The sequence below is a fragment of the Psychrobacillus sp. PGGUH221 genome (assembly GCF_042055255.1).
Lineage (GTDB): Bacteria > Bacillota > Bacilli > Bacillales_A > Planococcaceae > Psychrobacillus.
In genome coordinates this window covers 186511-201446 of record NZ_JAQMHQ010000009.1, presented here as the reverse complement: position 1 = coordinate 201446, position 14936 = coordinate 186511, and the positions used below count along the sequence as shown (strand labels likewise).

General features: G+C 36.1%; 14 protein-coding genes. 10 read left to right on the top strand and 4 right to left on the bottom strand.

Features of this window, described 5'->3' with window-relative positions; all coding sequences use genetic code 11:
- Positions 1-634: 634 nt before the first annotated feature.
- The 6 genes from PGC35_RS16255 (at position 635) to PGC35_RS16230 (ending at position 8811) form a co-directional block, all read left to right on the top strand.
- Complete coding sequence (locus tag PGC35_RS16255; protein ID WP_375219929.1) at positions 635-1339, top strand: response regulator; 705 nt, start codon at positions 635-637, stop codon at positions 1337-1339.
- A gap of 1 nt (position 1340) precedes the next feature.
- Entirely contained in the window at positions 1341-2387 is a 1047-nt protein-coding gene (locus PGC35_RS16250; RefSeq protein WP_375219928.1) for a sensor histidine kinase, read from the top strand.
- Positions 2347-3120, top strand: a complete 774-nt coding sequence (locus tag PGC35_RS16245) for an ABC transporter ATP-binding protein (protein ID WP_375219927.1) — start codon at positions 2347-2349, stop codon at positions 3118-3120. Before PGC35_RS16250 ends, PGC35_RS16245 begins: the two co-directional genes overlap by 41 nt.
- Positions 3092-5029 carry an FtsX-like permease family protein gene (locus PGC35_RS16240; protein WP_375219926.1) on the top strand — a complete coding sequence of 646 codons (1938 nt, stop codon included), beginning with the start codon at positions 3092-3094 and terminating at the stop codon, positions 5027-5029. The genes PGC35_RS16245 and PGC35_RS16240 overlap by 29 nt, the downstream gene beginning before the upstream one ends.
- A gap of 141 nt (positions 5030-5170) precedes the next feature.
- A complete protein-coding gene (locus tag PGC35_RS16235; RefSeq protein ID WP_375219925.1) occupies positions 5171-6721 on the top strand; it encodes a fatty acid--CoA ligase family protein in 1551 nt (516 codons plus the stop codon).
- Positions 6722-6834: 113 nt separating this feature from the next.
- Positions 6835-8811, top strand: a complete 1977-nt coding sequence (locus PGC35_RS16230) for a S9 family peptidase (protein ID WP_375219924.1) — start codon at positions 6835-6837, stop codon at positions 8809-8811.
- Between the two features lie 425 nt (positions 8812-9236).
- On the opposite strand, the gene PGC35_RS16225 is transcribed toward PGC35_RS16230, so the two are convergent.
- Positions 9237-10592 carry an amino acid permease gene (locus tag PGC35_RS16225; RefSeq protein WP_375219923.1) on the bottom strand — a complete coding sequence of 452 codons (1356 nt, stop codon included), beginning with the start codon at positions 10590-10592 and terminating at the stop codon, positions 9237-9239.
- A gap of 127 nt (positions 10593-10719) precedes the next feature.
- Here PGC35_RS16225 and PGC35_RS16220 point away from each other — a divergent pair, with 127 nt between their 5' ends.
- From PGC35_RS16220 to PGC35_RS16210, 3 genes are read left to right on the top strand one after another with little or no spacing between them, the layout of a single operon-like run.
- The gene (locus PGC35_RS16220) at positions 10720-11265 is read left to right on the top strand and encodes a GNAT family N-acetyltransferase (protein ID WP_375219922.1); all 546 of its coding nucleotides are present in this window, start codon (positions 10720-10722) and stop codon (positions 11263-11265) included.
- On the top strand, positions 11249-11587 hold the full coding sequence (locus tag PGC35_RS16215; protein ID WP_375219921.1) for an ATP-binding cassette domain-containing protein: 339 nt from the start codon (positions 11249-11251) through the stop codon (positions 11585-11587). The genes PGC35_RS16220 and PGC35_RS16215 overlap by 17 nt, the downstream gene beginning before the upstream one ends.
- A 47-nt stretch (positions 11588-11634) precedes the next feature.
- Positions 11635-12387 carry a hypothetical protein gene (locus PGC35_RS16210; protein ID WP_375219920.1) on the top strand — a complete coding sequence of 251 codons (753 nt, stop codon included), beginning with the start codon at positions 11635-11637 and terminating at the stop codon, positions 12385-12387.
- Between the two features lie 34 nt (positions 12388-12421).
- Here PGC35_RS16210 and PGC35_RS16205 read toward each other — a convergent pair whose 3' ends face one another.
- Positions 12422-12982 (bottom strand): HAD-IIIA family hydrolase, encoded by a 561-nt coding sequence (locus PGC35_RS16205; RefSeq protein WP_375219919.1) that lies wholly within the window; start codon positions 12980-12982, stop codon positions 12422-12424.
- Positions 12970-13971, bottom strand: coding sequence for a S66 family peptidase (locus PGC35_RS16200; protein ID WP_375219918.1), 1002 nt, complete (start codon positions 13969-13971; stop codon positions 12970-12972). Before PGC35_RS16200 ends, PGC35_RS16205 begins: the two co-directional genes overlap by 13 nt.
- Before the next feature lie 171 nt (positions 13972-14142).
- Between PGC35_RS16200 and PGC35_RS16195 the strand changes: the two genes are divergently transcribed.
- Positions 14143-14640: a GNAT family N-acetyltransferase gene (locus PGC35_RS16195; RefSeq protein ID WP_375219917.1), complete on the top strand. Its 498-nt coding sequence runs from the start codon at positions 14143-14145 to the stop codon at positions 14638-14640.
- Between the two features lie 49 nt (positions 14641-14689).
- Here the strand turns inward: PGC35_RS16195 and PGC35_RS16190 are convergent, their stop codons facing one another.
- Positions 14690-14932 carry a hypothetical protein gene (locus PGC35_RS16190; RefSeq protein ID WP_375219916.1) on the bottom strand — a complete coding sequence of 81 codons (243 nt, stop codon included), beginning with the start codon at positions 14930-14932 and terminating at the stop codon, positions 14690-14692.
- Positions 14933-14936 lie beyond the last annotated feature (4 nt).

The following is a 14936-nucleotide window of genomic DNA, read 5'->3' as shown; positions in this document are numbered from 1 at the left end:
CTTTTTACATTTTAATTTGGCTTACTTCATCATATGAAAGATAACAACACTAATCTAATGCATTTGCGTAGGTAGCACCAATGCATGTGGCCCGTCATGCTTATTTTAGACCCGTTAATTTCCGTTCCAGGCGGACGCGTTCCGCCGGCATGGCTTCAGCCGCTTCCCTCAGTCCAGGGTCTTCAGCTCATGCACCTGACGCTTCGCTTTCGGTGCAGAAAACATTTGCTAATCCGGCTGGAGTTGCCTCCCTCCACTCCAATCAACTATTATCCGCTTTTCAATTAGAAAACCATCATTCCTTCCATTAATTTTTTCAATTAGTATTTATAGAAAATTGTTGAAAAAGGCGACACTCCTGCGGGAATAGCGTTAGCCGAAGACCCCGCAGCGCAGCGAGGAGGCTAAGGCAACGCCCGCGGAAAGGGAGCCGTTTCAACTATTTTCTTATTTATTGGACGACATAATTTAGTAAAGTCAAATTCTATTACTGTTAATAATCATCATTTTTAGATATCCAAGCTTACGTTTTAAACTGGAATTTATACAATTTAATTACAGTATAGTCTTCAAGCTCGCTGTCGCTTTTCTTTATGATATGATAGAGGGAGATTGCTTGTTGAGGAGGATTCAAGTGACGGTACATCGTGTTTTAGTAGTAGAGGATGATCGTAAAATTGCTGCATTACTTGCAGATACTTTACGTAAATATCATTATGAGGTACATACCATTCAAGATTTCGACAACATTATCGAGGAGTTTCAAATTTTTGATCCTCATCTTATATTATTAGACGTAAATTTACCTTCATATGATGGGTATTATTGGTGCCGACAGCTTCGCCAATATACAACTTGCCCGATCATTTTTGTTTCCGCAAGATCAGGGGAAATGGATCAGGTGTTTGCACTTGAAAATGGAGGAGATGATTTTATAACGAAACCTTTTCATTATGAAATCGTCCTTGCGAAAATACGTAGTCATTTAAGAAGAACTTATGGTGAATATGCAGCGAAGCAGGAAGAGCGAATTGTAAAAGTAGGAAAGTTGCAGCTATTTTTAGAAAGAATGGAACTGCATACTCCTTCTGAAGAAATACCTTTGCAAAAGAAGGAATGTACGATATTAGATTTGCTTATGAGAAGTTATCCAAAACTTGTAACAAGAGAAAAATTGCTTGAGGATTTATGGGATGACCAATCGTTTGTTGATGAAAACACCTTAAATGTTAATATGACTCGAGTTCGGAAAAAGCTTGCTGATTACAAGGTAACATCGACAATTGAAACGGTTCGAGGAGCGGGCTATCGATTGATAGTAAGTCCGGAGGAATCTTAAGATGTTTCGTTTATTTATGCGTGAACATTTAATCTTTCTAATCTTTCAGTTTTTATTAGTATTATTTATTATGCTCTTATATTGGCTAGATGGCTTTCGTAACGTAGATACAGCAATCTATTCAATTGTTATTAGTAGTATATTGACGATCACCTTTTTAGGGACATTATTTGTTAAAAAATATTCTTTTTATAAAAAGATTCTTTCTGTACCAACAAAGATTGAGGTTGTACTCCAAAAAGAAGCCCAATCCCCAGAGATTAAACAGGTGGAATTGTATTTGCAGCATATTTACCGATTGTATCAAAAAGAAGTGCAACTATTATATGCAAGGCAAAATAGGCATTTGCAATTTATGAATAGTTGGGTTCATCAGATGAAAACTCCTATTTCTGTTTTAGAACTTATGATACAGGAAAAAGAAGTGATAGATTCATTAAGTGTGTCGGAAGAAACAGATCGACTAAAAAGAGGGTTAGAGGCTGTTTTGATGAATGCAAGGCTTGATACTTTCGAAGAGGATATGCAAATCGAACAAGTAGATTTAAAACAATTAGTTACGCAAGTTGTGACAGAGAATAAACGCTTATTCATTGGTAATCATGTGTTTCCTGTCATTTCAATTGAGGAAAATTGCATGATTACGACGGATAGAAAATGGATTCATTTTGTTATTGCTCAGTTTTTGACGAACGCAGTGAAGTATACATTTGAGAAAAATAAGAAGGTATATTTTGAAACGACCAAAAAAGACCATAAGATTATATTCTCCGTTCGGGATGAAGGGATTGGAATACCGGCTTCAGATATAAAAAGGGTGACAAAAGCATTTTTTACTGGAGAAAATGGGAGAAAAACAGGCGAATCTACTGGAATGGGCTTATACTTGGCACAAGAAATTTGTAATCGTTTAGGACATGAAATGATAATATCTACTACAGTAGGAGAAGGCACGACTGTCTCTATCATGTTTAAACAGCAGGAACAAGAAGAACGGAGCGAGAATGATGTCGATATTATTACTGGAAGAAGTGACGAAAGTCTATGAAGGAAAGGTAGCCCATCTTGCTATCAATCAATTGAGTTTTGAAGTGGAAAAAGGAGAATTCCTTGCCGTAATGGGCCCTTCTGGTAGTGGGAAAACTACATTGCTGAATATTATCTCTACAATCGACCGTCCAACTTCAGGAAACATTTTAATCGATGGAACAGATCCTCTTCAACTTGCAAAGAATGATTTATCACTATTTAGAAGAAGACAGCTTGGTTTTGTATTTCAAGACTTTAATTTGCTTCCAGCATTAACAGTGGAAGAAAATATGGTTTTACCTTTAACACTTGACGGACAACCTGTTGAAGTGATGAAACAGAGGGTAGAGGATATTGCGAAGCACTTAGATTTATCAGGGATACTAGAAAAAAGACCTACCGAAATTTCCGGAGGACAAGCTCAGAGGACTGCTATTGGACGTGCTCTTATACATGAACCTGGCATCATCTTAGCAGATGAACCGACTGGAAATTTAGATTCAAAATCAGCAAAGGATGTACTTGAAATACTCACACAAGTAAATAAAAAAAGTAAAACAACGATTATCATGGTAACACATGATCCAATAGCAGCAAGTTATTGTGATCGTGTTCTATTTATAAAAGACGGAGAATATTTTAACGAAATATATAAAGATGACCGAAGACAAACATTTTTCCAGCGCATACTAAATATTTTGTCTTTATTGGGTGGAAATGTAAATGACCTTTCAACAATTCGCTTATCATAATGTAATTCGAAATAGTCGTGTGTATGCTGCCTTCTTTATGGCAAGTATTTTCTCCGTAATGGTGTTTTTTATTTATTCCATGTTGATGTTTCATCCGAATATTGAGGATAAATTCTTAAGAGATATTGCATTTGGTGGAATGCTTATTGCAGAAATTATCCTCATTATTTTTACATTGTTCTTTTTGTTTTATTCGATGAGTGCCTTCCTACAGGCTAGATCTAAAGAGTTCGGGCTATTATTAAATTTAGGTATGGAAAAATCACAATTAAATCGTTTAGTTTTCTTAGAAACAATGATTCTAGGAGCTATATCTATTACGGTGGGGATTTTTTGGGGTTTTGCCTTCTCGAAATTTTTCTTTATGGTTATTCGAGAATTGTTTCTTTTAGATAGTCTACCTCTTTATTTATCTTGGAAGCCATTTACACTAACAATCGTTGTTTTTTTATCCTTATTTATCATTATTTCGATCAGCGGTGTTGTTTTCATTCGTAAAAAAGAAATTATTCAATTGCTTAAAGGATATTGGAAAGCTGATGAGCAAGTAGCGTATGCAAAGTGGAAAGCGATTTTGGGATTAGTTTTGCTGCTTACTGCCTATAGTCTAGTTCTACTTTCTCTCTTTAAGATGACCTTTTGGATTACGTTTGTCATCATTATCCTTGCAATTGTAGGTACTTACTTGTTTTTCACTGATAGTATGTTGTATATAATTAAGCAAATTCGCAAAAGAAAATCCTTTTACTGGCGTCCTTTTCATTTAATTGTTTTTGCGGATGGATCGATTAAAATTCGAGAAAATGCACGTATGTTTTTTGTCGTAACAATCGTATCAACTATCGCTTTTTTGTCAGTGGGAGTTGTTACATCTTTTACTTCCTTTACTGCACAATATCGTGAATTAAATCCGATTAGTATTTTTTACTCCAGTGATTGGGATAATCCTTTTGAGAAAGAACATATTATGAAGCTATCCCAAGAGCTTCAAAGAGAAAGCTTATCGTATGAGCTAGTGAAATTTAATGTGAAGGAGCAAACTTCTTCCAGTTCACAAGAAGTAGTGAATGTGATAAAAGAATCAGAAGTAAATAGCTTGGCGCTTTCATTAAAAATACCTTTAGTTGATTTGACTCAAGGGGAAGCGATATTAGTACCAAATACTCAGGAGGACATAGGAAATCTTAGCCCCCAAGAGGAACAAACTGTGCTAGAAGAGAGCAGTGTACCTATTCATATAATAGGGGAATTCGAACATTATATATTCCCTTCATTAGCAATCAATCAGCGAACAATAATTATCAGCGATGAAGATTTTCAGTTAGTGACAGAGCCTCTGTCTGGCTATGGACTGAAAGAATCTAGGACAACCTTTTATGCCTTTCATGTTCCAGAATGGCTAAGAACAAAGGAAGTAGGAGCAGATATTGATAGAATAATGGTGGAGTCAATGGGTACTTCAAAGGTAAATCCAAATCCATTTTATTTTGTTAATCCAGGTTTAAATTATTCCATCATACGTGCAACATTTTCATTGTTACTATTTACGGGATTACTTGTAGCAGCAGTACTGTTACTTGCTGCAGGAAGCTTTGTGTATTTTAAATTGTATACCGATTTAGAGAGAGATAAGAAACAGTATGATGTCCTTCGAAGAATGGGTGTAACCGATCATGAACTAGTAAAAATCGTTAATAGACAATTGATTCCACAATTCTTTTTACCTTGGGGACTTGCCATGGTGCATAGTACATTTTCGTTTATTTACCTACAGGCAGTGTGGGTAGATTTAGCAGCAGTTTCTATCGCGAAAGAAATGCTTTTCGTTTTAATCGCATTCACTGTGATTCAAGTAGCTTATTTTTACTTAATTCGATGGAGATATATATCCCATATTCAAGCGTATTGACCAAAAAGCATCATGCTACTATGATGCTTTTTTTATATTTGTTGTTCTTTAATTTTTATTGAATTATCAAAACTTTTTTTATATAATAAATAAAGGGATAATGAATGAATATTCATTCAAATTAATGAGGGGGACGAGAATATGAGTTTAGTTTCACGTGTTCAACAAATTGCTACACAGCATCCTGAAAAAATTGCGTATCATTTTATGGGGTCTGATACGACTTATGCGGAATTTGAACATTCGATAGAACGATTTGCTACTGCACTCCGCTCACTAGGAATTGAAAAAGGAGATCATGTTGGTTTTTTACTTGGAAACTCACCACATTTTCTCATTTCTCTTTATGCTACGATGCGGTTAGGGGCAACTGCGGTACCAATCAATCCTATTTATACGCCTGATGAAATCAGTTATATTGTCAAAAATAGTGATGCAAAAGCAATTATTGCTTTAGATGCATTACTCCCTTTAGTTGAAAGAGCAGCAGGTATTTTTACTTCTGTTGAAAATTATGTTATTTGTGAGACTCAAGCGGATACAGTAGAGAAACTAGCTACATTACCGGATTCTTTAAAAGCAAAAGTGAAATCGTTTTCATTTTTAATTAAGTCTACTACACCTGATGTTACACCTGTAGAAGTTTCAGAAGAGGATACTGCTGTAATTTTATATACTTCAGGTACAACAGGTCATCCAAAAGGGGCAATGCTTACATATAAAAATATTTATTCTAATGCACGAGATGTAGCGGAGTATTTAAGTATTAATACGGATGACCGTGTCATTACAACTCTTCCTGTATTCCATGTATTTGCGCTTACAGTTGTCGTTAATGCTCCATTATTAGTTGGAGCAACATTATTATTAGTACCTAAATTTAGTCCACAAGATGTATTTAAAATTGCCAAAGAGCATAAGGCTACAATCTTTGCTGGAGTTCCGACAATGTTCAATTTCTTGTATCAATATCCAGAAGGAGATGTAGAAGATTTTTCAACGATTCGTTTAGCAATTTCTGGTGGTTCTTCATTACCAGTTGCATTACTACACAACTTCGAGGAAAAATTTAACGTACGTATTTCAGAAGGCTACGGATTATCGGAGGCTTCCCCAGTAACATGCTTCAATCCGATTGACCGTGAACGTAAGCCAGGATCCATTGGAACAAATATTGTCAATGTGGAGAATAAAGTAGTAAACGAGCTTGGAGAAGAGGTACCTGTTGGAGAAGTAGGTGAACTAATCGTTAGAGGTCCAAACGTTATGAAGGGCTATTATAAAATGCCTGAAGAAACGGAAAACGCTATTCGAAATGGTTGGTTGTATACAGGAGACCTTGCAAGACAAGACGAAGAAGGTTACTTCTACATTGTCGATCGTAAGAAAGATATGATTATAGTAGGAGGATACAATGTTTACCCACGTGAAGTGGAGGAAGTTTTGTTTGGACATCCAGGTATTGTGGAAGCTGCTGTAGTTGGTATTCCTGACCTTAACTTTGGGGAAGAGGTATTGGCATTTGTTGTGAAAAAAGATACGTCTTTAACTGAAGAGCAGCTATATGAATATTGTACTGAAAAGCTTGCAAAGTACAAAATACCTAAGAAGTTTGAGTTTTTAGAGGAACTTCCAAAAAATACGACAGGTAAAATATTACGTCGTTCATTAAAAGAACAAACTGTTCAATAGAATAATTAACTGCTCCTTTTATAAGGTGCAGTTTTTTTTATATGATTTAGAAGGGAAATGATTTCGAGTGTCGAAATAAATGAGAGTAAGAAATTGAAAGTGGGGATATAGAGATGGCAAAAAGAAATTTAGAAGCAAAGGATTTATTTAAACTTCATTCTATAACAAGTCCAGTACTATCACCTAGTGGGAAAGAAGCGGTATTTATACGGACACAAATGGATGAAAAGGACAATAAATATTATGCTCATTTATATCATTTAAATTTAAACACAGAAGAAATTACTCAGTGGACACATAAGAAAGAACGAGTATCCTCCCCTAAGTGGTCTAGGGACGGAAAGTATATTGCTTTCTTATCTAATCGTGAAGAAAAGAGTCAAATTTATATTCTACCTTCTTCTGGAGGAGAAGCGAAGCAACTTACAACTATGGAAAAAGGAATTTCTAGCTATCTATGGTCACCCTGTGGAAAGAAAATATGGTTCACGTCTCCTTTAAAAGAAGGGAAATCATGGACAGATGAACCAGAAAAGGATGAAAAAAAGCTACCAGAGGCGTATGTAGTAGATAAAATGAAATACCATGCAGATGGTGCTGGACTATTGCCAGTAGATGTTTACAAACAAATTGGCTCGATTGACATAGAGACTGCTGTAATTACTCCATTCACGGAAGGCAACTATCAATATAATTTGCAGGCGGTTTCTCATGATGGGAAGAAGCTTGTTATAGGTGTGAATCGGGAGGAAAATCAAGATTTTTCATTTACCCAACCAATGTATCTTGTCGATATTGATACGAAGGAAGAAACAGAAATAATAAATGAGGATGGTTATTTTGGAGGTGCCGCATTTTCAAAGGATGACCAGTATCTTGCATTTGTTGGTATGCCTCGTACTTACCAAAATGCAACCCATGCAGAAGTATATGTATATGAAGTAAATTCTGGCATACGACAAATAATAACTGAAGGCTTTGATGCACCAGTTGGCGACTATGCGGCTGCAGACTTCCAACAAGGGGCAAGTGCACCAGATGTAGTATGGACAGATGACAATCACTTGTACTTCCAAGTGTCCACAATGGGAGATATACGTCTTTATTTTGCATCTTTAGAAGGTGAATTGTATCCTGCTACAGGAGAAGATGAGCATGTGTATGGGTATGATGTAGATACAACAGGGACGTTTGCGCTAGTTACAGTTAGCAACCCAATATTTCCCGGGGAATTATTTAGACAGAATTTGGCGACTGGTGAAAGAAAAGTACTTACACAATTTAACAAGGATTATCTAAATGACGTGGAACTTGTCGAACCAGAGGCTATTGTCTTTAAGGGAGCAAAAGATTGGGATGTGCACGGATGGTTGATGAAGCCAGTAGGATATGAAGAAGGCAATAAGTATCCACTTATTGTAGAAATACATGGTGGACCTCATGCAATGTATGGCAACACGTTCTTTCACGAGCTGCAGTTGTTAGCAGCAGAAGGATATGGAGTGTTATATGTAAATCCTCGCGGAAGTCATAGTTATAGTCAAAACTTCGTAGACGCAGTTCGTGGTGACTATGGTGGAGGAGACTATGAGGATATCATGTCGGGACTTGATTATGTATTAAAGGAAAATGACTGGATAGATGATTCACGACTTGGCGTTACTGGAGGAAGCTATGGTGGATTTATGACGAATTGGATAGTAGGACATACGAATCGCTTTAAAGCTGCGGTTACTCAACGTTCCATTTCGAACTGGGTAAGCTTTTTTGGGGTATCAGATATCGGTTATTACTTTACTCCATGGCAAATTGGTGCAGATATGACAGATATCGATAAGCTATGGGATGCATCTCCATTGAAATATGCCGCTAATGTGGAAACTCCATTACTTATATTGCACAGTGAAAATGACTACCGTTGCCCAATTGAACAAGGACAGCAATTGTATATAACACTAAAGGCAATGGGAAAAGAAACGAGCTTTGTCCGCTTCCCAAAAGCAGATCATAATCTATCCAGAGTTGGCTTGCCTAATTTAAGATTGACTCGATTGGAACAAATTACAGGATGGTTCAAGAAATATATATAAGAATAGAGAAAAGCCCTTCATTTCCTGTGTAGAAAAATGAAGGGCTTTTTGATAATCGGATAATAACTACTCAGAATCGGATAATGAACACTTAGAATGGGATAATGAACACTTAGAATCGGATTATAACTACTCAGAATCGGATAATGAACACTTAGAATGGGATTATAACTACTCAGAATCGAATAATGAACACTTAGAATGGGATAATAACTACTCAGAATCGGATAAGAAACACTCAGAATCGGATACTAACTACTCAGAATCGGATAATGAACACTTAGAATCGGATACTAACTACTCAGAATCGGATAATAATCACTTAGATATGGATAAAAACCACTCAGAGTCGGATAAACCATATTTATACCTGACTGAAACTTGACCATTCTAGATAAGAACAATCTAATAAATTATCATTCAAGTTAGCTCTTATTAAATCCATTTTTAAAATACATAAACACCAATCCTATAATCCATATAGGCCCGACGATTAATGCGATACGTGTATCAGGGAAGTATGCCATCAGTCCGAGCACTAACACTAAAAATGCGAGCGCTATATAAGAACCAAAAGGAAAGAATATTGCTTTATACGTTAATCTAGAAACCTCTCCTTTAGAAAGGGTTTTACGGAATTTTAATTGGGACAACAAAATAATTCCCCATGTCCAAACAGCTCCGAATGTTGAAATACTTGTGACCCAAATAAACACTTTCTCAGGCACAAGGTAGTTCAGTATGACACCTACTAATAGTAAGGTTGCGGAGAATACGATTGCCTTAGAAGGAACACCAGTCCTACTAATCTTTTTAAAAGAAGCCGACGCTTGCCTTTGTTCAGCTAAGTTAAATAACATACGTCCTGTACTAAAGATTCCACTATTACAACTAGAAAGTGCGGCAGTTAATACAACGAAATTTATAATGCCCGCTGCCGGTCCAATGCCGATTTGTTCAAACATTAACACAAATGGACTTCCATTACTGCCTATTTCATCCCATGGATAAATGGACATAATGACAAATAAAGCACCAACATAGAATAATAAAATACGCCAAAAAACCGTATCAATTGCTCGAGGAATGACTGTTTTTGGATTTTTTGCTTCTCCAGCAGTAACCCCAATCATCTCCACACCTAAGTATGCAAACATGACCATTTGTAGAGACATAAAGATACCAGTGATCCCATTTGGTGCAAATCCACCATTCGACCATAAGTTACTAATACCAACAGCAACTCCACCATTACCAATTCCAAAAATAATCACACCTAGTCCCACAAAAATCATAGCAAGGATTGCCACAATTTTTATAAGGGCGAACCAAAACTCAAATTCACCATAAGCTTTTACAGTGATTAAATTTACCATCGTCATGATAACGAGTGCTGCTAATGCCCAAATCCAGCTAGGTGTGTCCGGATACCACATTTGCATATAAACACCAACAGCAGTAATCTCTGCCATACATGTTACAACCCATAAAAACCAATAATTCCATCCGGTAATATAACCGGCAAGCGGTCCTAAATAATCCTTTGCATACCTACTAAAAGAACCTGCAACCGGATTATGTACTGCCATCTCACCGAGGGCACGCATAATTATTAAGATAGCGATACCACCAACTATGTATGAAATAAGAATTGCTGGCCCTGCCAATTTGATAGCAGTAGCTGAACCTAAAAATAATCCTACTCCTATTGCTGCACCTAACGACATTAAGGTGATATGACGTTGTTCTAATCCACGTTGTAATTTCTGATTGTCACCCAATGGTATGTCACTCCTTTAAATAGATCTTACTTATGTTATATAACACTAATCATAATAAAGCATTGAGAGAGCACAGTCTATATTATTTGAAATGTGGTAAAATTATGTATATGTATTGAATGAGGTGATGAAATTGAGTCAGGTGACTATTCGACCTATAGTTGAGGATGAATTATCTAAATTATGGGAACTATGTGCGAAAGAAGAGGCGCCAGAATGGAAAAAGTGGGATGCTCCTTACTTTCCATATGAACCGAAAACATTTGAACAGTTTTTAGAGAAAAAACATCATTATATAAATCAGGAAGACTTTTGGGGAATCTATGTAGATGATTTACTAGTAGGATCTTTATGCTATTATTGGGAGCATGAAGAATCTCTTTGGCTTGAAATGGGAATTGTTATCTATGACCCTATCTACTGGAATGGTGGTATCGGTACAGAAGCTTTGCGACTGTGGACCACCCATTTATTTCGTGAATTACCCCTCGTGCGCGTGGGCTATACGACTTGGTCGGGCAACGAGCGGATGATTAAAGTTGGAGAGAAGCTAGGAATGACAATGGAAGCACGTCTTCGTAAATGCCGTTTTTATAATGGAGTTTACTATGATTCTATTAGAATGGGAATATTAAGAGATGAATGGGAAAAAGAGTATGACAGCTTTGCTTGAAATTAAAAATATAACTAAAAATTATTGGGAAATGAAAGAGGCAAAGTGCCGCCTTCATTTATTTGAGAATATTACCGTAGTTCTTCAAAAAGCGGAGCGTATTGCTTTACTAGGTAAATCAGGAGAAGGGAAAAGTACACTACTACGGACACTTGCTTTATTTGAAACACTTGATAAAGGTGAAATTTATTTTAAAGGTGATTCAGCAAAAGAACTGGATACACGAAAATGGCGTATGAATATAGCATATGTTGCTTTGCAATCAATAATGCTCCCAGGAACAATCGAGGATAAGTATGAAATTAAGTATGCTTGGTTATAAACATTTATTTACAAAGGACTTGCAATTGAAGGATTGGAGAGAATAAAGTGAAGCCGATAGTCATTGAACAAGCTCCTACTCGAGTAACAGTTAAATATGATCCGACGCCTTTTCATCTACCGAAAAGCATCCAAGAGCGACATCAGTTATTTTGGGAACAGCTAAAAAAGAATAACAAACAGTTTCGGAATGGAGAAGTATTCACCATTACTGATATAAATAAAACTAGTGATGAACTTCAAATGAGAGTTGTAAAAACAGACTACAAACATTTTTTATATACACTTCATCACGCAGATTGTACATACCCTTGTAGAGTCATTTTTACATGTATGGCGGTTATTACGAATGATCATCACATTGCTTTTGGGCGAATGAATCAACATACATCGACTCCGGGAAGATTACAATTTACAGGTGGAGGACTGGACGAGACTGACTTAGATGGATTTGTATTTAATTTGGAGAGAAGTATAGCAAAAGAGTTAGAAGAAGAAATGGGATTACGTGTTGATTCTCCATTTTCCAAATCATTCAAACCTAAGTTTATTAAGAATAAGGGGACATATGATTTTTGGGCTATTATGTTCGAGTTGAAAGTGGATTATTCTATGAAGGAACTTCAAGCCTTATTTCGACATCACAATGAGAGTCTTCTAGAAAAAGGCGAGCAACCAGAGTTTGATGAGTTTCTATTTATCAATTTAAATAAAGAGAGCGTGCAGTCCTTTATTCAGAACGATCCATCTTTAAAGGAAGATTATTTAGGGCCAATTTTGTTAAAGTACATTGAAGATTAGATTATCAGGAGAACCCGCAAAAACCCCAGAGAGATTAATTTCTCACTGGGGTTTTTTGTGGGATTTTTAACAGCCATTGGACCGCTTCCAACAAATTTTGTGCAATATGATCTGGTTCTATATCTTTCCAGATCTCTCGATGTTGATGTAAGGAGCTTTTTCCCCAACCAGTTAGGACTAATATTTTCAACGCACCAACAGCATGAGCAGCTAGCATATCTGTTGATCCAACATCCCCGATTACGACACAATTTTTTAGCTCTAAATTATGTTTCCTAGCGGCTTCTATTAACAAACCAGGTTTAGGTTTATGACACATACAAGCATCGTCTTCACTATGTGGACAAATAAATGCATCATGGAAGCCGAATGAAAGAAACTCTTCTTGAAACTCTGTGATTGATGCTTCTTTTCTGCTAATTCTATGTTGATTTGTGAATGCAAACATTCGAATGCCATGCTCTTTCAGTAGTTTAAATGCATCGTTACTGAATTCATAAGGCTTAAAGTGCTTTGGATGAATAAAATGACCAGTGCCACCAATTGTTCCATCACGATCAATGAATATTGCTTCTATGTTTTTTATTTGATCCATTGTTCGATAATGGTTACTTTTTTATTAGTTGCATCTAATCTTATATTTCTTCCAATGGGCATCGTGAGCATGGGATGAGTATGGCAACAATCAAATTCAGTAAGAATAGGGATGGACGGTTGTCCAATTGTTTCTAGTAAGATATCAGATGGTGTTCTTCCCGTTCCTTGATTATCAAACAGCTCGTGTTTTCCTAAAATGATTCCACCTACACGATCAAATACACCGTTCAGTTTTAACAGGTTAAAATTCTTTTCCACAACGGAAGCTGTTTTCATCGTGTCTTCTATTAAGAGAATATCTCCTTCTTTAATCTCAGGCATATAGGGGCTTCCCCAAAAACCATACATAGCATTTAAATTACCACCAATTAATCTTCCTTGTGCGGTACCTCCATTTAAGCAAACCCACTCATTGCTTCTGTTTTCTTTTTCTTCTGTTTTCTCCTCCCAATTAAGTGGCTCATCTGTCCAATAAGGAGGAGTTGGAATAGTAAACGGAGTTTGCTGTTGTTCGATTAACATTTCATTGAAATAATCGAATGTATAATGCACAAAAGGCTCAAATTCTCCAAAAGAAGGGACCAAAGCTGGACCGTAAAAAGTTGGAACTCCAGTTTGTGCATAAATTCCTAACAAAATAGCAGTTGCATCGGAGTAGCCAATCATTATTTTAGGATTCTTCTTAAATGCTTCGTAGTCGATATAAGGCAAAATTGCATTCGAATTAGTTCCACCAATTGTTGACATAATACATTTGATGTCCGGGTCTCGAATGAGTTCATTCAATTCATTTGCCCGTTCCAGTATACTTCCAGAACGATAATAATCACGCTTGCCAGTTAGATTCCCTTCAACAATCTGTAACCCTTTGGATTCTAAAAAAGACTTTGCTCTTTTATATCTCTTAGGGGATGAATAAGTGACGGGGGAGGATGGGGAATATATCCCAATCTTATCTCCTTGCTTTAGTCGGTTTAATAGTGTCATAAAATATATTCTCCTCAGTTAATTTATGTCATGGTTAAGAAAAATACAAAGAGGTAAGTATTTACAATTATAGCCTAAGTAAGTTAAAGTGAAAATATAATATTCTGAAATATTACTGTTTTAATGAAGAGTATTTAAGATAAGAAGTGAGTTACATTTGGGGGTAAGAAAATGTTGATAAAAGAACAGACAGAGTTGTTATGTAGAGATGGATATTATATTAGTACCGATAAAAGTTTGTTGGATGTAGAAGTCATCTATAATTTTCTTAGTAAAGAATCTTATTGGCTTGAAGGTACGTCAAAAGCTTTGGTTATAGCATCTATCGAAAATTCAACAATTTGTTATGGTATTTATGATGGAGATCCAACTAAGGGGGCACCAAAGCAAATAGGTTTTGCCCGTGTTCTATCTGACCTAGTTAGATATTCTTGGCTGGCGGATGTGTTCGTACTTCCTGAATTTAGAGGAAAGGGTCTAAGTAAATGGTTGATGACCGTTATCACGGAGAATCCAAAATTAAAAGGAACGAATTTTCACTTAGGCACTAGAGATGCTCATTCCCTGTATGCACAATTTGGTTTTAAGCCTTTAGAGCGAACTGAAAACAGTATGGCAAGACCACTTGATTGGGATGCTATAAATTCAATATATAAGGTAGATAAATAAAAAAGAAAGAAGTAACTGCACCGCATGCTGTTTATTAAGAGCGGAGGGGTTACTTCTTTTTATGTGCTAATTCATATTTTATGCGCATTTTCCAAGTGCTGAAGTTTGAAACTAAATAATAAATACTTAAGTAAATCAAACTAAAACTTGTTACTTCTACTAAAAAACGAAGTATGGTGAGCATACTGAAATTGTCCATTAATTTATACTGAAAAAAATTCATTTTAAAAATTGTATTATCTGCAATTATCTTAGTAAGAATGTAAGAAAAAAATGCTTTCCAAAATGTCATCTAT

Bases quoted from the DNA above. Each gene is read 5' to 3' on its own strand.
- PGC35_RS16240 (WP_375219926.1), top strand. From the start codon at position 3,092: ATGACCTTTCAACAATTCGCTTATCATAATGTAATTCGAAATAGTCGT.
- PGC35_RS16235 (WP_375219925.1), top strand. From the start codon at position 5,171: ATGAGTTTAGTTTCACGTGTTCAACAAATTGCTACACAGCATCCTGAA.
- PGC35_RS16230 (WP_375219924.1), top strand. From the start codon at position 6,835: ATGGCAAAAAGAAATTTAGAAGCAAAGGATTTATTTAAACTTCATTCT.
- PGC35_RS16200 (WP_375219918.1), bottom strand. From the start codon at position 13,971: ATGACACTATTAAACCGACTAAAGCAAGGAGATAAGATTGGGATATAT.
- PGC35_RS16245 (WP_375219927.1), top strand. From the start codon at position 2,347: ATGTCGATATTATTACTGGAAGAAGTGACGAAAGTCTATGAAGGAAAG.
- PGC35_RS16205 (WP_375219919.1), bottom strand. From the start codon at position 12,982: ATGGATCAAATAAAAAACATAGAAGCAATATTCATTGATCGTGATGGA.
- PGC35_RS16215 (WP_375219921.1), top strand. From the start codon at position 11,249: ATGACAGCTTTGCTTGAAATTAAAAATATAACTAAAAATTATTGGGAA.
- PGC35_RS16195 (WP_375219917.1), top strand. From the start codon at position 14,143: ATGTTGATAAAAGAACAGACAGAGTTGTTATGTAGAGATGGATATTAT.
- PGC35_RS16220 (WP_375219922.1), top strand. From the start codon at position 10,720: ATGAAATTGAGTCAGGTGACTATTCGACCTATAGTTGAGGATGAATTA.
- PGC35_RS16190 (WP_375219916.1), bottom strand. From the start codon at position 14,932: ATGACATTTTGGAAAGCATTTTTTTCTTACATTCTTACTAAGATAATT.
- PGC35_RS16250 (WP_375219928.1), top strand. From the start codon at position 1,341: ATGTTTCGTTTATTTATGCGTGAACATTTAATCTTTCTAATCTTTCAG.